Below are 24513 nucleotides of genomic sequence, written 5' to 3' on the forward strand. Positions count from 1 at the left end.
TGCCGCGCTGCCGCCTCCCGGGACCAGCGCGCCGGACGGCAGCAGCAGAGCGATAGCGAGCACCAGGGCCAGCCAGCTTAATCGTTTGTTCCGCATAGGGATCAATCCCCTCCGTTTCACGTTTTTTTTGAAGCGTTTTCAGATCGCAGCAGTCCTCCTTCCTGCCTTTAATGTTAGCTTGACTTGCGATTGGGATAAACTGGGGAAACTATAGGTTCTGGCGATGCGGACGACCTATCGTTTGGCAGGTAGTTGTCGGGCGGCAGCATTTCCTTTTGAGGCGGACTTCTATACAATATAGACAGCTAAGCGGACGGGGGGCTTGTTGCGAACATGAAATCGTACTGGACGTGGCTGGCGATTGCGACGGCCATCTGGGCGGCGGCGCTGCTGGATATCGGACTTGACCGCGCCGGGCCGCAGCAATGGTTCGGCTGCGCACTGTTCCTCGGCTGCCACTTTGCGATGCCGCTGGCGCGCAGCCGACCGGTCGTCCTGAGCGGGCTGCTGCTGACGGCAGGGGCAGCGGCCTGCTGGGCGCTGTGGCCTGGCGCGGCGGGACTGGACGGCGCGCTCTATGCGCTGCTCGCCTACGTCTTCCTCTATGGCGCAGCGGTACTGCAGCTGCCTGCGGCGTATGGCGTCGGGACGGGGGCGGGCTTGCTCATGCTGGTGCTGCTGCCGTTCGTCATCCCGTCGGCGCTGCCCGCCTTATCCGCGCAGTCCGCAGTACCGATGCCGCCCGCGGCGTTTATCCTGTTGCTGGCGGCGATGGCCGGACTGGCCGGATGGGCCTATCGGATACAGCGCGAGGAGCTGGGCGAGAGCCGGGAGCTGCAGGAGGCGCTGCTCAGCGAGTATCGGCGGCTCAAGCGTCATGGCGTCGAGGGCGAGGAGACGGTGCGGCAGCAGGAGCGGATGCGGATCGCCAGAGACCTCCACGACTCGCTCGGCCATCGGCTGACGGCGCTGTCGATGCAGCTCGAGGCGCTGCGGCTGGCGACGCCCGATGCGGAGCTGGCGGCGCGTCTGGCGCAGCTCAAGGAGCTGGCGCAGGACAGTCTGACGGAGACGCGTGATGCCGTCGGCGAGCTGTCGCAGGAAGAGCGCGGCGGCTTGCGGGCGGTGCTGGAGCTGATCCGCAAGCTGGAGGCGGAGCGGTTCGTCCGCATCAGCTTTACGCTCGGCGAGGGGGTGCTGTCGGCCCGTCTGGGCAGCGAGCAGGCGGTAGCGATCTTCCGGGCGGTCCAGGAGGCGCTCACCAATGCGATGCGTCACGGCAGCCGTCGACAGATCGTCGTCGGCTTTGAGGCGCCAGGCGGCTCGACGCTGCGCTTCGAGATCGAAAATCATTGCGATCACGAGAGCTACCGCGAGGGCTTCGGTCTGCGGGCGATGCGCGAGCGGATCGAGGCGCTGGGCGGTCAGCTGCAGCTGGCGCTAAGCGCCGGGCGATTCACGCTGAAGGGTACGATCCCGCTGGAGCGGCGAGATGCGGCGGAGGAGTCGGCCGCGTCGCCCGCACAGGTACGAGAAGGGGAGGGAAGGTCATGATACGAATCCTGCTGGCGGAGGATCAGGCGATGGTGCGTCAAGGGCTGAAGCTGATGATCGAATCGGACCCGGAGCTGCGGGTGACGGGCGAGGCGAGCAACGGGCGCGAGGCGGTGCAGCTATGCGAGTCGCATCGCTTCGACCTGGCGGTGCTGGATATCCGGATGCCGGAGATGGACGGGCTGGCGGCCGCTGCGGTCATCCGCGAGCGCTGGCCGTCGCTCAAGCTGCTCATCCTGACGACGTTCAACGATGACGACTATGCGCTGCAGGCGCTGCGGCTCGGAGCGAACGGCTACATGCTCAAGGACGCCGACGCCGCGCAGCTGCTGCAGACGATCCGCAGCGTGCTCGCAGGCGGGCTGTCGCTCGGCGACCAGGTGGCGGCCAAGGTGTTGCCGCGGTTGTTGGAGCAGGAGCAAGCCCCGCCGCCAGCTCTCGGCGCGGGCGACGCCGAGCTGCTGACGCCGCGCGAGCGCGAGGTGATCCGGCTGATCGGGATGGGCCGCAGCAACCGCGAGATCGCCTCGGAGCTGTCGCTCTCGCAAGGGACCGTCAAAAATCATATTAGCCAGGCGCTCGACAAGCTGGAGCTGCGCGACCGGACGCAGCTGGCGATCTATGCGATCCGCCAAGACCTGGTATGAAGCGCGACACCGTGACGGAGGTCATGGTCGGCTGCGCAAGCGATGACCGAAGACAGTGGGAGCACTGTCTTTTTTCTATAATAATGAGGGATATCAAGATCAAGCCAATAGCGTCAAGCGGGCTGCGCTAGCTGGGGGCAGCTCGGGAAACGGAGGAACGGCATGCTGGAGACAACGAATCTGGAGAAACGGTACAAGGATAAAACGGTGGTGAAGGACCTCAACCTCTATCTGGATAAGGGGGAGTCGGTCGGGCTGCTCGGTCCGAACGGGGCCGGCAAATCGACGTCGATCTCGATGATCGCCTCGTTGCTCGCGCCGACCTCCGGAGATGTGCTGCTGCATGGGCAGAGCGTGCTCAAGCGACCGGCGGCGATCCGCCAGGTGCTCGGCGTCGTGCCGCAGGAGGTCGCGCTCTATGAGGAGCTGAGCGCTTACGAGAATCTGAAGTTTTTCGGACAGATCTATCGGCTCTCCGGCGCCAGTCTGGAGCTCAAGATCCAGGAGATCCTGGAGCTGATCGGACTGCGGGAGCGGCAGCGGGAGCCGGTGAAGACCTACTCAGGCGGAATGAAGCGGCGGGTCAATATCGGCGCCTCGCTGCTGCACGATCCGGAGCTGATCATCATGGATGAGCCGACGGTCGGCATCGATCCGCAATCGCGCAACCATATCCTCGAGACGGTCCGCCTGCTCAATCGGGAGAAGGGGATGACGGTGCTCTATACGAGCCACTACATGGAAGAAGTCGAGCAGCTGTGCAGCCGGATGTACATCATGGATGGGGGACGGGTCATAGCCTCGGGCAGCAAGCGGGAGCTGCAGCGCATCCTGACGGGCGACGATCTCATGCAGATCCAGCTCGACAAGCCCGGCAGCCAACTGGCGGAGGAGCTGCGCAAGCTGGCGGCGGTCCGCCAGGTGAATGAGACGGGCAGCGGTCTGTCTGTGGTCTTCACGAAGCAGGATCGTCTCTTGACCGAGGTTGTGCAGGCGGCGGAGCGTCAGGGCATCCACGTGGTCAGCGTGCAAGTGCAATCGCCGAGTCTGGAGGATGTGTTCCTGCATCTGACAGGCCGAACATTACGGGACTAGGGGAGGGGCGCGATATGTTCTTCAAAAAAGATCTGCTGCTCTTCCTCAAGGACTGGAAGGGCATCAGTCTCGTCCTCGTCTCGCCGGTGGTGCTCATCCTCATCCTCGGCTTCGCGGTGCGGGGCATCTCGGAGGAAAAGCCGGCCAACTATGAAGTGAAGGCGGCGCTCGTCATCGAGGGAGACGCCGAGGCGGAGATCGCGGCCTTCGTCGAGTCGCTGGCAGCGCGTCCGATGGACGATGACGAACGGACGGCGCTGGCTGCGGCAGCGGAGGCGTCTGCGCCTAGCCGACTGCTGCTCGACGTGCTGGAGCGCGAGGAGGTTGCGTCGTGGGCGACGATGACGCCGATGGATGCCGTACAGGCGAAGGAGGCGCTGGGCGCGGGCGAGACGGACGCAGTGCTCACCGTGCCCGCAGGCTTCGACGCGGCGGGGTTGTCCCGCATGCTGCTGGGCGAGGGGCCAAGCGCCTCCGTGACGATCATGGCTGGTCCGCGCTCCGGGTTCGGCGTGCGCATGCTGGAGGAGACGGTCGAGTCGTTCGCGCGTTCGCTTAGCTTGCACTCGGCGGTGTCGCGTCAGCTGACTGAAGCAGGGGTGGCGGAGGCAGAACTCCGGTCGGCAGCCTGGCAGGACGTGGCGCAGCCGACGGGCGGACTGGACCCGGAGTCGGATATGGCGCCGGTTACGAGCTACCAATATTACACCTTCTCGATGACGGTGCTGTTCGTGCTGTTCATCGCCAGCAACACCGCCGGTCGCGCCTTCCGGGAGAAGCGCCAGCTCGTCTACGACCGCATCCGGCTGGCTGACCGATCGCCGTTCCGTTATCTGGCGGCTAAGACGGCGAGCGCGGCGCTGTTCGCCTGGCTGCAGCTGATGATCGTGTTCGTAGTTGTCAATGCGGTGCTGCGGGTGTTCCCCGGCTCGTCTGTCAAGCTGTGGCTCGGACTAGCCTTGATCTCAGCGGCCTTGGCGTTGTTCGTCGGCGGCTTGGGGGCACTGCTGACGGCGATCAACTATCGCTTCGACAAGCCTGCCGCAGGCATGCTATTTGCGGGCGTCGGCGTGACATTGATGGCGATGCTGGGGGGCAGTATGGGGCCGCTGGCGCGGATGCCCGACTGGATCAACTTCCTGAGCGTCTGGACGCCCAATGGGCTTGCCTTGTCTGTCTATGTGCAGTGGTTGCAGGAGCTGTCGCCTGGCGCGTTGCTGCAGCCGCTCCTGATATTGGGTGTCGGCGCAGCGCTGCTGGTGGCGGTCGGCGGCTGGATATTCCCGTGGAGGAGGAGAGCGGCATGAGGACAATCTTGAGCAATCTGCGGCGGCGAGAGGATTATCTGTTCCTGGTGTTCATCGGTCTGGGCATCCTGATGACGCTGGTCTTCGCCTCCAATCTGAACAACCCGGCGACCGTGCCCGTATACGCCGACGAATCGGTAAGCGAGCACGAGCAGGAGTGGTGGATGGAGACGCTGAATCAGGGCGAGGAGCTCCGGTTCCGGCTTGGCCCGGAAGCGAAGGCGCGGGCGGATATCCACGAGGGGCGGGTCGATGTGGCGCTCCGACTGGCGGCTGGCGGCGAGTACCAGATCGAAGCGACGACCGAGCATGCCTCGCTGGTGATCGTCGACCGCTATGTGCAGGAGCGGGTGCGGGAGCAGCGACAGCTCGAGGCTGCGGGCGCGCTGACTGCCGATGGCGATGCGCTGATCCAGGCGGTGCAGGCAGAGATGGTCACACCCTTGCTCGTCGTGGAGTCGCTCAACGCCTCCGGCGAGCCACGTATTAGCAATACGATGCAAGTCCAGCTGCTGTTTGCCTTCACGCTGTTCTTCGCCATCTTCACCATCGCCTTCAAGGTCAACCTGATGCTCGAGGATCGCAACTCCGGCGTCTGGAATCGGCTCATCCTCTCGCGGATCAGCAAGACGCGGCTGTATGTCGGCTATCTCGTCTACAGTGTGGCGCTTGGCATCCTCCAGATCGTGCTGATGCTGCTGCTGATGCAGTTCGGCTTCGGCATCGATATCGGCTATCGCTACGACTATCTGCTGCCGGTAGTGGCGCTCTATGTGCTGACGATCGCTTCGTTCGCGATGCTGCTCGTCGGGCTGATGCGGAGCGCGGAGACCAACTATGCGGTCATCTCGATGGTCGCCTCGTCGATCCCGATGCTGAGCGGCGCTTACTTCCCAGTGAGCGGACGGGTCATGGAGGCGATCGCCGAGGTAATGCCGATGACGCATGCGCTGACCGCGCTCAAGGGGATCGTGCTCTACGACGCGGGCTGGGCCGACCTGGCCGCGCCTGCGGCCAAGCTGGCGCTGATGGCGGTGCTGTTCATGGGCATCGGCATCAACCTGATCGAGCGACGACGGCCCGTCTGAGAGGGGAGCCAGGGGTCGGATGCGCGCTAAGGCGTGACGTCCGGCTGCTTGCGATCGGTAATATAGAGACTGTAGGCGTGCCGGGCGGCGATCTTGATGATCATGTAGACGGGGATCGCCAGGATGAGACCGACGAAGCCTGCCAGCTCGGCGCCGGCGAGGATCAGGATGACCGTCATGAGTGGATGGATATCCATGCTCTTGCCGTACACATAAGGCGCCAGCAGCACCTCCTCGACCTGCTGGGCGGCGATGATGATCAGCACGGCCCAGATCGCCATCCATGGCGAGACGGTGAGGCCGACGATGACGACCGGGATCGTGCCGACGATCGGACCGATGTAGGGGATGAAGTTAAGCAGCGTCGCGATCAGCGCCAGCAGCAGCCCATACGGCAGTCCGATCGCGAGGAAGCCGATGAAGATGAGCAAGCCCATCAGCAAGGTGGCGATGACGCGGCCTTTGATGAAGCCGCTTAGCGCGGCGTCAATCTCGCTCATCGCCGTCAACGCATCCGCCCGATAGCGCTGCGGGACGACGACGACGACCCGCTGGGAGAAGCGGTCGGTCTGCTTGAGCATGAAGAACAGCAGGATCGGGATGATCGAGATGGCGATCACGACATCCATCGCCCAGTCGAGGATCGTCCCGGCATAGTCGCCCACAGCCTGGAAGCTGCTGCTGAGCGTATCCGAGATACGGGCGAGCAGCGAGCCATTCTCCGGCAGCAGCGAGCGGAGCAGCCCGTTGTCTCGCAAGGCATCGTACTGCGTCTCCATCGCTTCGCCGATCTCGGGCAGGCTCTCCATGAACGTCGTCGTCTGCTTGACCAGCGTCGGCCAGATCAGCACCCAGGACCCGCCCGCAGCGAGCGCGAGCAGCGCCAGCACCAGCAGGACGGCGAGCGAGCGGGGGACCTTCCAGCCGGCGAACAGCTCGACGAGCGGTCGCAGCAGATAATAGAGGAAGCCGCACAGCATCACCGGTACGATGAGCAGGCGGACGGCGACGGCGAGCGGTTCGAACAAAAAGCCGACCCGCGAGGCGACGAAAACGATCGCCAGCCAGATCAAAACAAGCAGACTGATTCGCAAGGTACGGTTGGTAAGCATCGGCAGCAATCTCCTTTCATCTCATTGTCTTCTTCTTACCCATTTTTTTATTTTCTCTAGCGCTAATTTGTACTTTCGGCTATAATGATAATGATATTCACTCTCATGGAGGCTCTACGACCTATGGCGGCTTACAAGGAATCTGCAACGGACGGCTCATTACCGTCGCAAAAAGGGGGACGGACGCAGTCGCCGAAGCTGCACAGCCGTCCTCTTACAGCTATGCTCGTCCTGGTTGGCGGCCTCGTGGCGCTGGCAGCCGGGATTGCCGTCTCGATCGCGCTGGGGGCTAAGGACATCGATCTGGCCGTGATCTGGCAGGCGATCTTCCACTTCGACGAGAGCAACACCGAGCATCTGGTCATCCGGGAGCTGCGGCTGCCGCGGGTGCTGGGCGGCGTGCTCGTCGGCGCCAGCTTTGCCGTCGCCGGAGCGATCATGCAGGGCATGACGCGCAACCCGCTCGCTGATTCGGGCTTGCTCGGTCTGAACTCCGGCGCGGCATTTATGATGGCGGTATGTTTTGCCTTCATGCCGGGGATGCCCTTCCTCTACCTGATGATGTATGCTTTCGTCGGCGCGGCGCTCGGCGCAGGCATCGTCTTCGGGATCGGCTCGCTCGCCCGGGGCGGGCTGACCCCGGTCCGTCTCGTCCTGGCAGGTGCGGCCGTCTCGGCGCTGCTGGCAGCGCTGACGGACGGGATCTCGCTCTACTTCCGGATCGGTCAGGATCTGGCGTATTTCTACGCCGGCGGCTTGTCCGGCACCAAGTGGCTCCATCTGAAGATCATGATTCCGTGGGCGCTGATCGCGATATTGGCGGCGATCGTCATGTCCCGCTCGCTGACGCTGCTTAGTCTGGGCGACGAAGTGGCGTCAGGACTGGGCCAACGCACCGCAGTGACCAAGATCATCTGCAGCATCATCGTGCTCATCCTCGCCGGCTCCTCGGTTGCCGTCGTGGGCGCTGTCGGTTTTGTAGGCCTGATCATCCCCCACTTGGCGCGTTATCTGGTCGGTGTCGACTATCGATGGATTATCCCGTGCTCGGCTGTGCTCGGCGGTCTGCTCGTCATCCTCTCGGACCTGACGGCGCGGATCATCAATCCGCCGTATGAGACGCCGATCGGCGCGGTCATCGCGCTCTTGGGCGTGCCGTTCTTCCTCTACCTTGCCCGCAAGGAAAGGAGGGAGCTGTAATGAAGGTACAAATCTCGCCAGGCGAACAGCAACGCGCGACGCGCAGCGTCCGCGCCCTGACGATCCTGGGGTTGTTGATCGTCGTTGTCTTCATCATCTGCATGAATACCGGATACAGCAAGCTGACGCCGATCGATGTCATCAAGACGTTGGTCGGCCTGGGAACGGAAAAGCAGGAGCTGATCCTGTTCTCGTTCCGGCTGCCGCGCATCGTCATCGCGATGCTGGTCGGCGCCGGACTGGCGGTCTCCGGCTGCATCCTGCAAGGCATCTCGCGCAATGCGCTGGCTGACCCCGGCATCCTCGGCATCAATGCCGGCGCCGGACTCGTCGTCATGCTCGTCGTCGCCTTCTTCCCGTCCACCTCGGCAGCGCCGGTGTTCATGCTGCCAGTGCTGGCGTTGATCGGGGCGTCGCTGACGGCCCTGCTTATCTACGTGCTGGCGTACAGCAAGCGGGATGGACTGACGCCGACGCGGCTGCTGCTGACGGGGATCGGGGTCGCGGCAGGGATCAGCGCGGCGATGATCGTCCTGACGCTGCGCATCAGTCCGGAGAAATACCAATTCGTCGCCACCTGGCTGGCAGGCTCGATCTGGGGCTCGAACTGGAAGTTCGTGCTTGCGCTGCTGCCATGGATCGTCGTCCTGCTGCCGTATGCCTTCACCAAGGCAAGAGTGCTCAATGTACTCAACCTCGGCGAGCAGACGGCAAGCGGTCTCGGCGCGCCGGTGGAGCCCGAGCGGCTCAAGCTGCTGGCGGTCGCCGTTGGTCTGGCCGCGTCATCAGTCGCGGTCAGCGGCGGCATCGGCTTCGTCGGCCTGATCGGACCGCATCTGGCGCGGCGGCTGGTCGGACCGAAGCATCAGTTCCTGCTGCCGGCGTCCGCGCTCACCGGCTCGCTGCTGATGCTCGTCGCCGAGGTGACGAGCCGGGTCATCCTGCAGCCGCAGGAGATCCCGGTAGGGGTCGTCGTCGCCGTGATCGGCGCGCCGTATTTCCTCTACCTGCTCTCGAGGAGCAAGTAACGCTACAGATTCGCATATGTCCAGACGGGCGGATGACCAGCATGGCTATGTCGTCCGCCCGTCTTTGCGTTCCGCAGGGTGGAGATATTGTGACAAAATCGCATTTTCACTTGACAAATCCTACTGAGAACGATTATCATATTCCTTGTAAGTGATAATCATTATCACGTGTATCGTGAATAATAAAACATGTGCAGCTTTCATACATACGAAATGGACGCTGACGATTAGAGGAGTGTGTGGTTCATGATTCGTTTGACGACGACGGCTTTGAATATTGCATACGAGAAGCGGATGATCGTAGAGGACCTCAATATTGCGATCCCGCAAGGCAAGGTCACGGCGCTGGTCGGCTCGAACGGGTCAGGCAAATCGACGATCCTGAAGACGTTGGCCCGGATCATGGCTCCTGCTAGCGGCAGCGTGCTGCTCGACGGCAAGTCCATCCATAAGCAATCGACCAAGGAAGTGGCGAAGCAGCTCGCGATCCTGCCGCAAAACCCGACCGCTCCTGACGGACTGACTGTCTCGGAGCTCGTCTCGTACGGACGCTTCCCGTACCAGAAGGGCTTCGGCTCGATGAGCGTCGAGGATCGCCGCGTCGTCGCCTGGGCGCTGGAAGCAACCAACATGGCCGAATTCGCCGACCGTCCGGTCGATCAGCTCTCCGGCGGTCAGCGTCAGCGCGCCTGGATCGCGATGACGCTGACTCAAGGTACGGATATCATCTTCCTCGACGAGCCGACGACGTTCCTCGACATGGCGCATCAGCTTGAGGTGCTGCAGCTGCTGCAGACGCTCAACGAGCGCGAGGGCCGTACGATCGTCATGGTCGTCCATGATCTTAACCATGCCTCGCGGTTCGCGCAGCATATGATCGCGATCAAGAAGGGCCGCGTCGCTGGCGAGGGTTCGCCGGTCGAGGTTATGACGCCGCATATTTTGCGCGAGGTGTTCGGCATCGAAGCCGACGTCGTGCCGGACCCGCGTACGGGCGTGCCGCTGTGCCTTCCTTTCGCCCTCGCTCACGAGCCGGAGCGTCCGCTCTCGCCGTCCACGCAGGCTCAGCCTAACGGCAAGCTCGTTACTGTAGGCGCGTAACATCGTCTAGGCTCGGCAACATGCCGGCCATCGGACGACAGTCATTTTTGTGCATGCTGCATGGCTTGGACCCTCCGCTCGGGCAAGGGGCGGCAGGGTCCTCCGTGCTCTCTAGCGCAGCTTCGAATTTTTTTTCGAGAAACAGTTGCTTTTTTGTGAAATACCTGCTATATTATTTCTTGTCGCCTTTACAGTAACGACAACGAATCAAAACATGCGGAAGTGGCTCAGCGGTAGAGCATCGCCTTGCCAAGGCGAGGGTCGCGGGTTCGATTCCCGTCTTCCGCTCCATAAGATGTCCCCTTAGCTCAGCTGGATAGAGCGTTTGACTACGAATCAAAAGGCCGGGAGTTCGAATCTCTCAGGGGACGCCATTTTTTATCTAGATTTCGGGACGTAGCTCAGCTTGGTAGAGCACCTGGTTTGGGACCAGGGGGTCGCATGTTCAAATCGTGTCGTCCCGACCATTCAGCTTTTAGAAGAACTTCCGCTTGATTGTACATCACTGTGCGGGTGTAGTTCAATGGTAGAACTTCAGCCTTCCAAGCTGATAGCGTGGGTTCGATTCCCATCACCCGCTCCATAACGATGACATGACAGACCCTTGCCTGGCAAGGGTCTTTTTATTTTTTTCCAAATCGGCTGCGCCTGCGTGCCGCAAGGCGTTCCGGCGATCAACCTTTTTGAAGTTCAGTGGCTTCGGGTCTTTCAATAACGGGGTTTTTTGTAGTATGATGTAACAAGTGAAAAAACCGATGCATGGGAACCATACAGGAGGATTCGTATATGTCTGAGCAGACTGCTTCACCTACGGCCGTCCGCCCGCAATCGAGCAATCTATTGCGCCGCGACGTCCGTTTTCTGGGGAATATACTGGGCGAGGTGCTCGTCCATCAAGGCGGCGAAGAGCTGCTGGAGATCGTAGAGAAGATCCGCGAGATGAGCAAGACGCTGCGGGCAGAGTTCCTGCCTGAGCTGTACGAAGAGTTCAAGCGGGTTATCGAGTCGCTGAGTCCGGAGATCCGTCATCAGGTGATCCGCGCCTTCGCGATTTACTTCCAGCTGGTGAACATCGCCGAGCAGAACCATCGGATCCGTCGCAAGCGCGATTATGAGCGCTCGGCGGGCGAGTCGGTCCAGCCCGGATCGATCGAGAGCGCAGTGCAGACGCTCAAGGAACGGGAGATCGACGTTGCTGTCGTCAAGGAGATGATCGGCGATATCTCGCTGGAGCTCGTCATGACGGCCCATCCGACGGAAGCGACGCGTCGCGCCGTGATGGACGTGCATCAGCGGATGGCCAGAGAGATGATGGAGCTGGACAACCCTACGCTGACCTACCGCGAACGGGAGAAGCTGCGGGAACGGCTGCTCAGCGAGGTGCTGACGCTCTGGCAGACGGACGAGCTGCGGGACCGCAAGCCGACCGTCATCGACGAGGTGCGCAACGGGCTGTACTACTTTGACGAGACGCTCTTCGAGGTGCTGCCTGATGTGTATGAGGAGCTGGAGCGCAACCTGGAGAAGTACTACCCTGGCGAGGACTGGCATGTGCCGACCTACCTGCGGTTCGGTTCGTGGATCGGCGGCGACCGCGACGGCAATCCCTCTGTCACCGCCACGGTGACCTGGGAGACGCTGACGCTCCATCGCCAGCTGACGCTGGAGAAGTACGAGGAGAAGCTCAAGGAGCTGATGGGTCTGCTCAGCTTCAGCACCAACATCGTGAAGGTGAACCCTGCGCTGCTGGAGTCGATCGCTGTCGACCGCGGCCATATCGAATCGGTGAAATGCGTCGAACTGTGGCGAAATGAAAAAGAGCCTTACCGGATCAAGCTGTCCTATATGCTCGAGAAGCTGACGAATGCGCGCAACCCGGCGCTCAAGGGCTCCCCGAAGCGTTACAACAGTCCGGCTGAGCTGAAGGCCGATCTGCTCGTCATCGACGAGAGCCTTCGTCATCATTTCGCGGATTATGTCGCGGATACGTATATTAAAAAACTGGTGCGTCAGGTCGAGCTGTTCGGATTCCACCTCTCGTCGCTCGATGTGCGCCAGCATAGCAAAGAGCATGAAAATGCGATGACCGAGATCCTCGCCAAGATGAATGTGGTGGACAACTATGCCGCGCTTCCGGAGGAAGAAAAGATCGAGCTGCTGCATCAACTGCTCATCGACCCTCGTCCGCTGACGGCCGGTTATCTCGACTATAGCGAGAGCACGCGTGAATGTCTGGACGTCTATGAGACGATCTATCGCGCCCAACAGGAGTTCGGCCCGGGCTGCATCTCCAGCTATCTGATCAGTATGACCCAGGGCGCCAGCGACCTGCTGGAGGTCATGGTATTCGCCAAGGAAGTCGGCCTGTTCCGCCGCGAAGCGGACGGCACGACCCGTTGCACGCTGCAGTCGGTTCCGCTCTTCGAGACGATCGACGATCTGCATGCGGCGCCGGAGATTATGGCCAGTTTGTTCCGTCTCCAGGTGTATCGCGATGCGGTGACGGCGCGCGGCGATCTGCAGGAGATCATGCTCGGCTACTCGGACAGCAACAAGGACGGCGGCGCCGTCACGGCCAACTGGGAGCTGCGCGTAGCGCTGCAGGATATTACCGAGACAGCCAGACAGCATGATGTGCGGCTGAAGTTTTTCCACGGACGCGGCGGCGCGCTCGGACGCGGCGGCATGCCGCTCAACCGCAGCATCCTGGCCCAACCGCCCCATACGGTCGGCGGCGGCATCAAGATTACCGAGCAGGGCGAGGTGCTCTCCTCGCGTTACTCGATGCAAGGGATCGCCTACCGTAGTCTGGAGCAAGCGACCTGGGCGCTCGTGACGGCTGCTCGTCTGGCGCGGTTCCCGAGCCAGGAGCCTGAGGCGGAGAAGCAGTGGGAGGAGATCGCACGCGGGATCTCGGAGACGGCGCTGACGACGTATCAGGACCTGATCTTCCGCGATCCGGACTTCATGGCCTTCTTCAAGGAATCGACGCCGCTCTCGGAAGTTGGCGAGCTGAACATCGGTTCCCGTCCATCCAAGCGCAAGAACAGCGATCGATTCGAGGATCTGCGGGCGATTCCTTGGGTATTCGCCTGGACGCAGAGCCGCTACCTGCTGCCAGCTTGGTACGCTGCCGGCACAGCACTGCAAGCTTACATCAGCGGCGAGGATGCAAAGCTCGATACGCTGAGGCAGATGTATGCCGAGTTCCCATTCTTCCGCACGCTGATCGACAACCTGCAGATGGCGTTGGCCAAGGCAGACCTGGTGATCGCGCGCGAGTACGCCTCGATGATCAAGGACGAGCAGGTGCGCGACCGCATCTTTGGCCTGATCGAGAAGGAGTACGAGCTCACGAGCGACCTGATCCTGAAGATTACCGGCCAACAGGAGATTCTGGACAATGTGCCGGTCATCCAAGAGTCGATCCGCCTGCGCAATCCGTACGTCGATCCGCTGAGCTATATGCAGGTTCAGCTGATCGCCGAGCTGCGGGAGCTGCGCGAGCAAGGCAATGACGACGCAGAGTTGCTGCGCGAGGTGCTGCTGACGATCAACGGCATCGCCGCGGGGCTGCGCAACACCGGGTAGGGCCAGATATACGACATAATAAGACGCACAGAGAGTCGGGCGAAGCGGTAAGGGAATGTCTGCGCGCCCGGCTCTTTTTTTACTTATAGGCAGATTATAGGCAGACAACATGAGGAACTTACACTGGAGAAGAATAGGTGATCGACAGAGAAGAATCAGGCGATCGGACGCAACCTGCAAGACCGGTAGGGATGGGCCGGCCGGTGGGTGTTAGGTTTGGAGGAATGGTTCGTGAAATCATTGGAAGCGCGATTGGCGCGCATGGCCATCAAGGGTGACCAGCAAGCCTTTGCTGAGCTTGTGGGACTATACCAGGACAAGCTGTATCATATGGCGTATCGCATGCTGAACAACCGCCAGGAGGCCGAGGATGTCGTGCAGGAAGCGTTCCTGCGTGTCTACAACAATCTGGAGCGGTACGACGAAAACATGAAGTTCTCGACCTGGATCTACCGGATTGCCACCAATCTGTGCATCGACCGACTGCGCAAGCGCAGACCCAGCTATTCGCTGGACGCGGAGTCGAGCGAGTTCGAAGGGTTGGACGGCTACGCGATGATCCCGAGCGACAACCGCACGCCGGAGAGCGAGACGCTGCTCTCGGAGACGCAGCGTATCATCCATCAGGCGATGGAGACGCTGCCGCCCAAGTACAAGACGGTAATGGTGCTGCGTTATCTGCACGAGCTGTCGCTGCAGGAGATCGGCGATGCGCTCGGGATGCCGGTGACGACGGTGAAGACCCGTGTGCACCGCGGTCGGGAGTTCCTGCGCAAAAAGCTGGAGCGGACGTTGTAGTCAGATTAAAAAAAATAAAGGTTTTATAAAATTTTGAAACTCGATGTGCGTTGGCACGTATCGTATAGCAGCAACAAGCTTGCCTTAAGCGAGGGTTCGATATGCCGATGCGGAACGCGCGGCGTTTTGAACGCTCGGCTTAAGCAATTCGTAGAAAGGATTGGCTGCCATGAAATGCAACGTCGCCATCGTATGGATGCACGAATATCTGGACGACGATCTGCCTCGGGAACAAGTCAAGGAGCTCAAAGCGCATCTGCTGGTGTGCCCGGACTGCAGGCAACGATTCGACCAACTGCAGCGGACCGACGCCATGATCCATGCGACCATGGTCGAAGGCTTGCATGAGCCCGCCTCCGACGGCACTGAAGCCATTGCTTCGCGAGCGCTCACCGAGAAGATCATGGCCTCCCTGCCCAAGCAGCGTCACAAGCAGGGCTGGGCTTCGTTCATCCGCAAACACCCCGCGCTGACAGTAGCTGTCGTGTTCGGTCTGGTGATGTTCTCGAGCTTCCTGGCCATGTGGGGTCAGAATAGCGAGCTGATCGTCCGTGGTCAGAATGTGGATCTGGAGCAGCTGGTCATCGAGGACGGGCGTGTCGTGGTCCCCGAGGGCGCTCAGATCCGGGGCAACCTGACGATCGAGAACGGCGTCGCCGATGTATATGGCGAAGTGCTGGGCAATCTGACGGTCATCGACGGGTCCACCAACCTCGCGTCCACCGCCAAGATCGTCGGCGAGAATCGCCAGATTAATCAGGCTATTGATTGGTTATGGTATAAAGTAACGACCACGGTCAGCGGCTTAAATTTCTAATTCAGCCTCCCTGCCTTCAGGGAGGTTTTTTTGTAAACAAACTTTAGTTGATGCTTGTACGTCTACTTATTGAGCACCTCAGAGTTTCCGAAGGAAACTAGCTTCGGAAGCATAAGCTTAGTTTATTCTGCATTCAAGATTCGATGTCGAATTCACTACTCCGAGACGCTTCGTGATCAACGACGAACTTTTTGAACATCCGCTTTAGACATTGGCGGATGACTTTGATATTCTATAGAGAAGAGATGGCAAGGCACGCTAGCTGGGGGTAAGCCCATGAGTTACTTTACAGATCTGACATGGAATCTGCTCATCAAGGATATTATCGATGTGGCCATCGTCAGCTACATTATCTATAGCTTGTTTATGCTGGTGAGAGGGACGCGAGCCGTCCAGCTGCTCAAGGGCATCTTCGTGCTCGTCGCCACCTGGGCGATCAGCACGTGGTTCGATCTGTACACGCTCAAGTGGCTGATGAACCAGATGTTCACGTTTGGCGTGGTGACGGTGCTGATCATCTTCCAGCCGGAGCTGCGGCGGGCGCTCGAGCAGATCGGACGGGGCAAGCTGTTCGGCCGCACCACGGTGCTCGACGAGGATCTCAACGCGCGGATCGGCGAGGTCATCAAGACGGTCAACTACTGCGCCAGCCGCAGCATCGGCGCGCTCATCGTGTTCGAGCGCGAGACCGGTCTGAACGACTATATCGAGTCCGGCACGGTGATGGAGTCGCGGGTTAGCTCGCAGCTGCTGAGCAACCTGTTCGTCCCGAACTCGCCGCTCCATGACGGCGCGGTCATCATCCGGGGCAACCAGATCATGGCTGCGGCCTGTTATCTGCCGCTCTCGGAGAACCCGTTCATCAGCAAGGAGCTGGGGACGCGCCATCGCGCCGGCATCGGCGTCACCGAGGTGAGCGACGCGATCTCTGTCATCGTCTCCGAGGAGACGGGACAGGTGTCGCTGGCGATCGGCGGGATGATCGTCCGCGACATCAAGGAAGAGTCGCTGATCGCCAAGCTGTTCGACGAGCTGCGCCCGGAGGCATCGACGCGCGAGAAGACGAAGGCCAAGGTTTCCTTCTGGAAGAGAAAGGGGGATTCCAATGGATAAATGGCTGGGACACCCTACCTCGCTGAAGATTATCTCGGTCATCATCGGACTGCTGCTGTGGGCGGTCGTGCATTTCGACACCGATTCGCCCAACAATGTCGCTTCGCTGCTGGAGACGCGGGATATCCCCGTCAAGGTCACGGCCGAGGGGCTGGATGACTCGCTGTATGAGCTGCGGCTACTGGAGCCGGACAATGTCCGTCTGACGGTGCGTGGCAATCGCGCCGTCCTGATGGCGGCTTCGCCGGACGACTACAAGGCTTACGTCGATCTGACCGACGTCGGCGAAGGCGAACACATCCTGCAACTGAATTACGATCTGCCGGGCCGCGTCCAATTTATCGAGCTGTCGCCCTCGCGGGTGACGGTGGAGCTGGTGCCGCTGCAGACGAGCGAATACGAGATTCAGATTAATACGACAGGCAAGCCTGCCTATGACTATCGGGCCGATACGCCGATCATCAAGCCAGGCAACCGCGCCTTCGTGACGCTGCCGGACGATCAGCTCGAGCTGGTCGGCTCGGTCGGCGCGACACTCGACATCGAGGGCGAAGAGAATAGCGTAACGGAGAAGCGAGTCGAGCTGAAGGCCTATGATAAGAATGGCGAGGAGATGCCCAACGCGGTCATCAATCCCGCCACGGTCGAGGTCGAGGTTCCGATCGTCAAGCCGTACAAGCTGCTGCCGCTCCAGATCGGCCAGGCGGGCAGTCTGCCGGAGGGCATCAGTCTGCTGTCGCTCACTCCTGAGGTCAACGAGGTGACGGTGTACGGACCGCAGGCCGAGCTGGACAAGCTGACTTACTATGACGATGTCGTGGTCAACCTGGGCGGCATCCAGCAGTCGGGCAAGATCACGGTCGAGCTCGATCCGCCTCCAGGCACAGCGGGCATCAGCCCGCAGAGTCTGGATATCGCGGTCGAGATCGCCGCATCGGATACACGAACGGTACCGGAGGTGCCGATCCGGCTGAGCGGTCTCGCGGACGGTCTGGAGGCCAAGATCGTCGAGCCGGCGAGCCAGCGGGTCGATATTCAGGTGACAGGCGCACCGGGCGTGCTGGCCGAGCTGGGCGCCGGCGACATTCAGTTGATCGCCGATCTGAACGGACAGGTGCCGGGCACGCATGAGATCCCGCTTGATGTGCAACTGCCGCGCTACGTGCGCGAGGCGAGCGGCGAGACGCTGACCGTCCGAGTGGAGATCACAGCCGTCGAGGAGGCTAGCGCCCCGGAGTCGGAGGAGCCTGGTGAGGAGGGGACGCCAGGGTCCGGTCAAGAGGAGCCCCCTCCGCCGGATAATGAGCCGCCGGACAATCCTGACGACACGTCCGGTACGCCGGGCACGGGCGGCGAGAACGGCGGCGACACCGGCAATCCTGACGAGCCCGGAGGCGAGCAAGGCAGCGGCACGGGCGGCATCCGGCAGGAGCAGGAGAATCCGCCCCCGGACGGCGGCAACGGCGCGATCGAGCCTGAGGAGACCGGCACGACACCGGTACCGGGCGAGAGCGGCGAGGTTGATCCAGGAACGGAAGGCGTCGGCGGTATAGCCGAGCCAGTGCCGCCTGCCTCGGAAGAGGATAGCGGCAGCATCGGCAAGCCGGTGTTCCTGCCAGGACTGGTGGGGACGGGCAGTCCAGCCATCGGCAGCTCCGGTTACGGAGGGAGCGGCATCCCTTTTGTCTCGGACAGCGAGCGGGAGCCGCAGCCCACGCCCGTTGCACGGGCGTGGGCCGATAAGCTAGCATATGGCATGTTCACAGCAGGAGTTGCGGCTGCAGCTGCGGCCGCAGCGGTCCTGTGGGGACGTGCCATGTCTTCTCATGCCCCGATACGCGGGTTCTGGCGGCTGTGGAGCCGCCGGAGCGGCCGTTGTGTCGCGGCAACGACAGGACTACTAGGCACGCATCGCCGGTCTTAGGCGTATGCTGAGTTATATTTAACGTTGACTAGAGGCACATAAAGGAGAATGCAGATATGGGGAAATATTTTGGTACGGATGGCGTCCGCGGCGTCGCCAACCGTGAGCTGACACCGGAGCTCGCCTACAAGATCGGGCGGTGCGGCGGTTATGTGCTGGCGGGCGAGGCAGAGAAACCGAAGGTCGTGATCGGGCTGGACACGCGGATCTCGGGACCGATGCTGGAGGCCGCGCTCGTCGCAGGCCTGCTCTCGATCGGCGCGAGCGTCGTCAAGCTGGGTGTCGTCTCGACGCCGGCGGTAGCCTACCTGACCCGCGAACTGGGAGCGGCAGCGGGTGTGATGATCTCCGCCTCGCATAATCCGGTCGAGGACAACGGCATCAAGTTTTTTGGCGGCGACGGCTTTAAGCTCTCCGACGATACGGAGCTGGAGATCGAGCGGCTGATGGACGGCGTCACCGATGCGCTGCCGCGTCCGGAGGGCGGCGAGCTCGGCACGGTAACCGTGCTGGAGGATGCCCAGGAGCGGTACCTCAGCTTCCTCAAGACGACGATCAGTCACCGCTTCGACGGGCTGAAGATCGTCCTCGACTGCGCCCATGGCGCAGCGTACCAACTGGCCCCGGCGGTCTTCCGCGACCTGGGCGCGGAGATCATCACGGTCGGCGCCGAGCCGGACGGCCTGAACATCAATGATGGGGTTGGCTCGACCCATCCGGAGTACGTACGCGAGCAGGTGCTGGCGCATGGCGCGGATCTCGGGCTGTCGTTCGACGGCGATGCTGACCGGCTGATCGCGATCGACGATACAGGAGCGGAGATCGACGGCGACTACCTGCTCTGCATCTGCGGGGACGCGATGAAGCGGGCCGGCAAGCTCAACAACGATACCGTCGTGACCACGGTGATGAGCAATATCGGCTTTTTCAAGGCGGCTGAGGGGCTCGGACTGAAAACGGCGCAGACAGCTGTAGGCGACCGCTACGTGATGGAGGAGATGCGTCGCGGCGGCTTCAACCTCGGCGGCGAGCAGTCCGGTCATATGATCTTCCTCGACTACAACACGACTGGAGACGGTATCCTGACCGCGCTGCAGCTCGTCGATACGCTCGTAGAGAGCGGCAAGAAGCTGAGCGAGCTGAAGACGCTCATGAGCAAGTACCCGCAGGTGCTCGTCAATGTGCGCGTCGCCGACAAAAGCCTCTTCCAGGGCAATGTCGCAATCGGCGAAGCGGTCGCACGCGTCGAGCAGACGCTTGGCGACAATGGCAGGGTACTCGTCCGTGCCTCCGGCACCGAGTCGCTGATCCGCGTCATGGCCGAGGGGCCGGACAAGGCGGAGATCGAGCGCTACGTGGAGGAGATCGTTGACGTCGTCAAAGCTCAACTGGGTTAAGCAGTAGCCGACTGTTGTAAGCGGAGATGGCGAGTTAACGAACGCCGCAGCGTTGTCCTGTGTCTTTTTGGTGCAGTGGCGCTGCGGTGCGGCTAGGGGTTGAGCCCTGGTATGGACGGGAGACAAAAAAAGGTGAATGAGATGATGCAATGATACGTACAAGACCGTTGGCGCCGGAGGAATACGATTTCCTGATGGATATGCATTATGAGTCCATACATATTGTCGAAGGAAAGCCGTCCAAAGAGGAGCTGCTTAGCTCTCCGCATCTTATCAAATACAGCGAGAATTGGGGAAGACCGGGCGACCGGGCGCTAATCGCGCTGGTCGACGATATCCCTGCTGGAGCTGTCTGGTACCGACTATTTGATGAAAATAATAAAGGCTATGGCTTCGTGGATGCAAATACGCCTGAGCTAGGCATCGCAATCCTGGCTTCGCATAGGCAGCAGGGGCTGGGGATGCGGCTTATGGAGGCGATCATCCAACAAGCGATATGTGATGGGTATCCGGCGCTTTCCTTAAGCGTTGATCCACATAATCAAGCGGCGGTTCGATTATATGAGCGGCTCGGCTTCGCGTATTGCGGGATTTCGGGAACTTCTTGGACGATGAAGCTGGATATGGACAACCATTAAACGTGGCTTGCCTGAAACATCCTCGACGTTTTGCCGGTGGGATGGTTGCAAACGAGCATGAAAATGAATAAGATAGAAAGTATCATTCCAGAGGAGAGCGAGGGTCGAGGTCAGATCTAGCAATACAAGCGCCAGAGCTTGCGTGCGGGATGGCACGGAGAAGCAATTATCATCCCGGGCAAGCTGACGAGGTGGAGGTGTTCGAATGGTTCGGCGGGGACCTCCCGGTAGCGGCATTCTACCGTCAAGCTGCAGCTTCAAAACGACGCGGGCAACCGGTCGCACAAAGGCGTAGCGTAATGCTTGCTTCAGCATGCTTTTAGAGGTTGTTCGTATTTATACTTTCATTCCCGCATGTCCACGATGCCGATGTCACATCGGTCAGGTCGGAAGGCTTTTTTGAGTATAGGCTGATCGCCTGTACTTCTTCACAAGGGGAGCGTGCGCTGGCCGGCAGGGAACGGAAGCTTGCCGCAGCCACGCCGCCTGTGGAGCACGGATACGTTCGGGAAAAAACCGCATACAACCTAGAACCGCATGTCGAATAGGCAGCCGTAGGCAGAGGGCAAATAACCCTATACGGAGGTCTGTTACATTATGTGTGGAATCGTAGGCTATATCGGAACACGCGATACGCAGGGAATCCTGCTCGAAGGACTCAAGAAGCTGGAATACCGGGGATACGACTCGGCGGGCATCGCCGTCTTCACGGCGGGCGGTCTGACCGTGAGCAAGTCGAAGGGACGTCTGGCGATCCTCGAGGAGAAGCTGCAGGACGCGCCGCTGCAAGGCTCGGCAGGGATCGGCCATACGCGCTGGGCGACGCATGGCAAGCCGTCCGACATGAACTCTCATCCACATACCGACACGACGACCAAGTTTTCTGTCGTTCATAATGGCATCATCGAAAACTACCTGGAGCTGAAGGAGGAGCTGAGTCTCTCCGGCGTCCAGTTCATCTCGGAGACGGACACTGAGGTGATCTCGCACCTGATCGCATCGGTCTATGAGGGCGATATCGTCCAGGCGGTTCAACGTGCGGTCAAGCGGATGCGCGGCGCCTTCGCGCTGGGCGTGCTGACCGAGCATGAGCCGGATCGGCTGGTCGCTGTCCGCTATGCGAGCCCGCTCGTCATCGGCCTTGGCGACGGCGAGAACTTCATCGGCTCCGACATCCCGGCGATCCTTGAGCATACGCGCGACGTCTACATCCTCGATGACGGCGAAATGGCCGTTTTGACACGGGATGGTGTCGAACTGCTGACGACCGACGGCGAAAATATTTCCAAGGAAATATTCCATGTCGATTGGGACTTGATGACCGCAGAAAAGGCCGGATTCGACCATTTTATGCTGAAAGAGATCTACGAGCAGCCGAAGGCGTACCGCGACACGATGCGCGGGCGCATCTCCGACGACGGTCGCAAAATCGTGCTGCCAGAGATCGGCATGACGCCTGAGCAGGTCAAGGCCATCACGAAAATCCATATCGTCGCCTGCGGCACCGCCTATCATGCTGGACTGGTCGGCAAGTCGGTCATCGAGTCGCTGGCGCGCATCCCGGTAGAGACCGATGTCGCCTCGGAGTATCGCTACCGCAATCCGATCATCACGCCAGAGACGCTCGTCATCGTCGTCAGCCAGTCGGGCGAGACCGCCGATACGCTCGCTGCGCTGCGCGAGGCCAAGCGGTGCGGCGCACGCGTGCTGGCGATCACCAACGTCGTCGGCAGCTCCGTCTCCCGCGAGGCGGATGACGTCATCACGACGTGGGCGGGCCCGGAGATCGCGGTCGCCTCGACCAAGGCGTACACGTCGCAGCTGATCGCCTTCTACCTGGTCGGCCTGTATCTGGCTCAGACCGTCGGCACTCGCGATGCCGACTGGATCGGCAGCGTCACGGCCGAGCTGCAGCAGCTGCCGGAGCAGGTCGAGGCGATCCTGGCGCAGTCGACGGCGCTCAAGCAGATCGCCGAGACGCTGGCGCGCCACAGCAGCCTGTTCTTCATCGGCCGCGGCCTCGACTTCGCGATCGCGCAGGAGGGCTCGCTCAAGCTCAAGGAGATCTCGTACATCCACTCTGAGGCGTATGCCGCAGGCGAGCTGAAGCATGGCACGCTGGCGCTCATCGAGGAAGGCACGCCGGTCATCGCTCTTGTCACTCAGGAGGAGCTGGCGGAGAAGACGATCAGCAATATCAAGGAAGTGAAGGCGCGCGGCGCACATGTGCTCGGCGTCACCAATGAGAGCAACCAGCAGGAGGTCGCGAAGTCTGTAGACGAGGTGTTCGCCATCCCGAACACGCTGCACCTCCTGACGCCAGCGCTGTCGGTCATTCCGCTGCAGCTGCTCAGCTACTACGCTTCACTGGCGCTGGGGCATGACGTGGATAAGCCGAAGAACTTGGCGAAGAGTGTGACGGTGGAATAAGGGAAGAGTAAGAGAGCGGGTTGGAGGTGTTAAGCCTCTGGCTCGCTTTTTTTGAGTTGTGTATAAGTGATATTTAACAGCTTCCAGTACTATAAAATTTTTCAATGGAATAAGTAGGAGATTGTTGGGATATGTCGAATTAAGACTAAAGACTTATAGATTTATGGTTCTATACGTGAAGCGAGGTTCAAAATGGACTACATTGCAAACTTAATTGAACACGGTTACGAGTGTGACTACCTAGATTTTAAAGAGAGACAGTATCATAAAGAAAAAAGTATGGATTTATTAAAGGATCTGATGGCGATGGCCAATTCACGGCATATTGGAGATAAATTTATTATTATTGGAGTTAAGGATCGACCAGAAGGTAAGGAGATAAAGGGAATAGATCCAAAAGAGTTTGTTGATTCATCTAACTACAAACAGTTGGTTTTAAATAATATCGAACCCGAAATACAGTTTGATTATTTCAAGTTCGAATATAAGGGGCATGTGCTAGGCGTTTTTAAGATATATAAAACAGAAGACAAGCCATACATGATGAGGAAGAAATACAGTGGATTGAAAGAAGGGGATTGTTTAATTCGAAAAGGAAGTACAAATACAGTTGCTAAGCGCAGCGATTATGATTATATGTATTTAAACAAAGGACAGTATGAGATAAGATTCTTAGAACATGCATTGCATGCTGTGCACGATGTTGAGGGATGCGCTTCCATAGAAGTTGTATTAACGAATTCAACTGAAATACCTATCACGATAATCGGGGGCACATTGTATATTCGTAATAGTTGTGGAAAAGAGTTGTCAAGACATCATGTGTATGGATTGGATGAATTCAAAGGAGCAGATTTCAAATTATCATTGCCACCAAAATCAGAAATCGTTGGACACTTAATGGTTGGGTTCCAATCATCAGATGCTCTTAGACTAAATATCGATGAATATGGCATAGGTGCTGAGCAATTTGATTTTGAGCTTATACTAGTGGATGCACGAGAAAAACGTTATTCTGCAACAATGAATAAAGCGAGTGTTTTTGTAGACGGCGACTTTCTTTGGAAGGTTAAACAACAGAAGGGAATTCCACATAAATTTCGGACGCATAGATGATGAAAATTGATTCCGATTTAGTTGGGGGGGATAAATAATGGAGAATGAACTTGTTAGATATTCAAGAGCTGGTGACGTTTTTCATTACCGATGGGCTGCCCGCCGGTGTCTGCGTTTAATCTCACCTAAATCTCGAATTAATCAAATTGTAGTTGAGGGTTCTAAGGAGAATAAACTTGCAGGAGAATATGTGATTGATGTTGCCGAGTACTCTGATTCGCTAACTAGACAAGGATTTCAAGATGTAGCTTATTATCAGTTGAAACACACTACTGTTCATAAAAATAACCCATTTGATCTTAGTGGACTTAGGGGAACATTTGAAGGCTTTTCAGCACGGTTTCAAAAGCTTACCGCTGCCACCACCGAAGTCGATGGGGTCATCTTTACTATTGTCACAAATAGACCGATTAATCAGAATCTTAAAGAAAATATTGAGAAGTTATCTACTGGTGAGAAAGCCAATTTAAAGTATAAAAACACATTATCAAAATACACACAGTTATCTGATGAAGATCTAAAAAAGTTCTGTGCTTGTATAAACCTGAATTACGAAA

19 protein-coding genes and 4 tRNA genes are annotated in these 24513 nt (G+C 59.4%); 22 read left to right on the forward strand and 1 reads right to left on the reverse strand.

Features of this window, described 5'->3' with window-relative positions; genetic code table 11:
• Positions 1 to 333: 333 nt before the first annotated feature.
• The 5 genes from PA598K_RS22085 to PA598K_RS22105 all read left to right on the forward strand — a co-directional run bounded on the left by PA598K_RS22085 (position 334) and on the right by PA598K_RS22105 (position 5691).
• A complete protein-coding gene (locus PA598K_RS22085; protein WP_128659044.1) occupies positions 334 to 1554 on the forward strand; it encodes a sensor histidine kinase in 1221 nt (406 codons plus the stop codon).
• Entirely contained in the window at positions 1551 to 2201 is a 651-nt protein-coding gene (locus PA598K_RS22090; protein WP_128659045.1) for a response regulator, read from the forward strand. The genes PA598K_RS22085 and PA598K_RS22090 overlap by 4 nt, the downstream gene beginning before the upstream one ends.
• A 162-nt stretch (positions 2202 to 2363) precedes the next feature.
• The gene (locus tag PA598K_RS22095) at positions 2364 to 3296 is read left to right on the forward strand and encodes an ABC transporter ATP-binding protein (protein ID WP_128659046.1); all 933 of its coding nucleotides are present in this window, start codon (positions 2364 to 2366) and stop codon (positions 3294 to 3296) included.
• 14 nt (positions 3297 to 3310) lie between these two features.
• Positions 3311 to 4603, forward strand: coding sequence for an ABC transporter permease (locus PA598K_RS22100; RefSeq protein WP_128659047.1), 1293 nt, complete (start codon positions 3311 to 3313; stop codon positions 4601 to 4603).
• Positions 4600 to 5691 (forward strand): ABC transporter permease, encoded by a 1092-nt coding sequence (locus PA598K_RS22105; RefSeq protein WP_128659048.1) that lies wholly within the window; start codon positions 4600 to 4602, stop codon positions 5689 to 5691. Before PA598K_RS22100 ends, PA598K_RS22105 begins: the two co-directional genes overlap by 4 nt.
• A 26-nt stretch (positions 5692 to 5717) precedes the next feature.
• Here the strand turns inward: PA598K_RS22105 and PA598K_RS22110 are convergent, their stop codons facing one another.
• Entirely contained in the window at positions 5718 to 6803 is a 1086-nt protein-coding gene (locus tag PA598K_RS22110) for an AI-2E family transporter (RefSeq protein ID WP_128659049.1), read from the reverse strand.
• A gap of 123 nt (positions 6804 to 6926) precedes the next feature.
• Here PA598K_RS22110 and PA598K_RS22115 point away from each other — a divergent pair, with 123 nt between their 5' ends.
• The 17 genes from PA598K_RS22115 to PA598K_RS22195 all read left to right on the forward strand — a co-directional run.
• The gene (locus PA598K_RS22115; RefSeq protein WP_128659050.1) at positions 6927 to 8003 is read left to right on the forward strand and encodes a FecCD family ABC transporter permease; all 1077 of its coding nucleotides are present in this window, start codon (positions 6927 to 6929) and stop codon (positions 8001 to 8003) included.
• Positions 8003 to 9031, forward strand: a complete 1029-nt coding sequence (locus PA598K_RS22120) for a FecCD family ABC transporter permease (RefSeq protein WP_128659051.1) — start codon at positions 8003 to 8005, stop codon at positions 9029 to 9031. The genes PA598K_RS22115 and PA598K_RS22120 overlap by 1 nt, the downstream gene beginning before the upstream one ends.
• 246 nt (positions 9032 to 9277) lie before the next feature.
• Positions 9278 to 10132: an ABC transporter ATP-binding protein gene (locus tag PA598K_RS22125; RefSeq protein ID WP_128659052.1), complete on the forward strand. Its 855-nt coding sequence runs from the start codon at positions 9278 to 9280 to the stop codon at positions 10130 to 10132.
• Positions 10133 to 10348: 216 nt separating this feature from the next.
• Positions 10349 to 10423, forward strand: a tRNA-Gly gene (locus PA598K_RS22130).
• A 6-nt stretch (positions 10424 to 10429) separates the two neighbouring features.
• Positions 10430 to 10506, forward strand: a tRNA-Arg gene (locus tag PA598K_RS22135).
• A 16-nt stretch (positions 10507 to 10522) separates the two neighbouring features.
• Positions 10523 to 10599, forward strand: a tRNA-Pro gene (locus tag PA598K_RS22140).
• Between the two features lie 42 nt (positions 10600 to 10641).
• Positions 10642 to 10715: transfer RNA gene (locus PA598K_RS22145), tRNA-Gly, on the forward strand.
• Positions 10716 to 10918: 203 nt separating this feature from the next.
• The gene (gene ppc, locus PA598K_RS22150; protein ID WP_128659053.1) at positions 10919 to 13723 is read left to right on the forward strand and encodes a phosphoenolpyruvate carboxylase; all 2805 of its coding nucleotides are present in this window, start codon (positions 10919 to 10921) and stop codon (positions 13721 to 13723) included.
• Positions 13724 to 13954: 231 nt separating this feature from the next.
• A complete protein-coding gene (gene sigW, locus PA598K_RS22155; protein WP_128659054.1) occupies positions 13955 to 14521 on the forward strand; it encodes an RNA polymerase sigma factor SigW in 567 nt (188 codons plus the stop codon).
• 169 nt (positions 14522 to 14690) lie between these two features.
• On the forward strand, positions 14691 to 15338 hold the full coding sequence (locus tag PA598K_RS22160) for a zf-HC2 domain-containing protein (RefSeq protein ID WP_128659055.1): 648 nt from the start codon (positions 14691 to 14693) through the stop codon (positions 15336 to 15338).
• A gap of 276 nt (positions 15339 to 15614) precedes the next feature.
• Positions 15615 to 16451: a diadenylate cyclase CdaA gene (gene cdaA / locus PA598K_RS22165; protein WP_128659056.1), complete on the forward strand. Its 837-nt coding sequence runs from the start codon at positions 15615 to 15617 to the stop codon at positions 16449 to 16451.
• Positions 16444 to 18375: a CdaR family protein gene (locus PA598K_RS22170; protein WP_128659057.1), complete on the forward strand. Its 1932-nt coding sequence runs from the start codon at positions 16444 to 16446 to the stop codon at positions 18373 to 18375. Before cdaA ends, PA598K_RS22170 begins: the two co-directional genes overlap by 8 nt.
• 56 nt (positions 18376 to 18431) lie before the next feature.
• Entirely contained in the window at positions 18432 to 19772 is a 1341-nt protein-coding gene (gene glmM, locus PA598K_RS22175) for a phosphoglucosamine mutase (RefSeq protein WP_128659058.1), read from the forward strand.
• A 149-nt stretch (positions 19773 to 19921) separates the two neighbouring features.
• Positions 19922 to 20410: a GNAT family N-acetyltransferase gene (locus PA598K_RS22180; RefSeq protein WP_128659059.1), complete on the forward strand. Its 489-nt coding sequence runs from the start codon at positions 19922 to 19924 to the stop codon at positions 20408 to 20410.
• Between the two features lie 597 nt (positions 20411 to 21007).
• Complete coding sequence (gene glmS / locus PA598K_RS22185; protein ID WP_128659060.1) at positions 21008 to 22840, forward strand: glutamine--fructose-6-phosphate transaminase (isomerizing); 1833 nt, start codon at positions 21008 to 21010, stop codon at positions 22838 to 22840.
• Positions 22841 to 23032: 192 nt separating this feature from the next.
• Positions 23033 to 23956 carry an AlbA family DNA-binding domain-containing protein gene (locus tag PA598K_RS22190; RefSeq protein ID WP_128659061.1) on the forward strand — a complete coding sequence of 308 codons (924 nt, stop codon included), beginning with the start codon at positions 23033 to 23035 and terminating at the stop codon, positions 23954 to 23956.
• A 37-nt stretch (positions 23957 to 23993) separates the two neighbouring features.
• Positions 23994 to 24513 (forward strand): hypothetical protein (locus PA598K_RS22195; RefSeq protein ID WP_148091976.1); only part of this gene is annotated, 520 nt, incomplete at its 3' end.

Origin of the sequence: Paenibacillus sp. 598K (genome assembly GCF_003851045.1) — a bacterium.
Taxonomy (GTDB): Bacteria; Bacillota; Bacilli; order Paenibacillales; family Paenibacillaceae; genus Paenibacillus_D.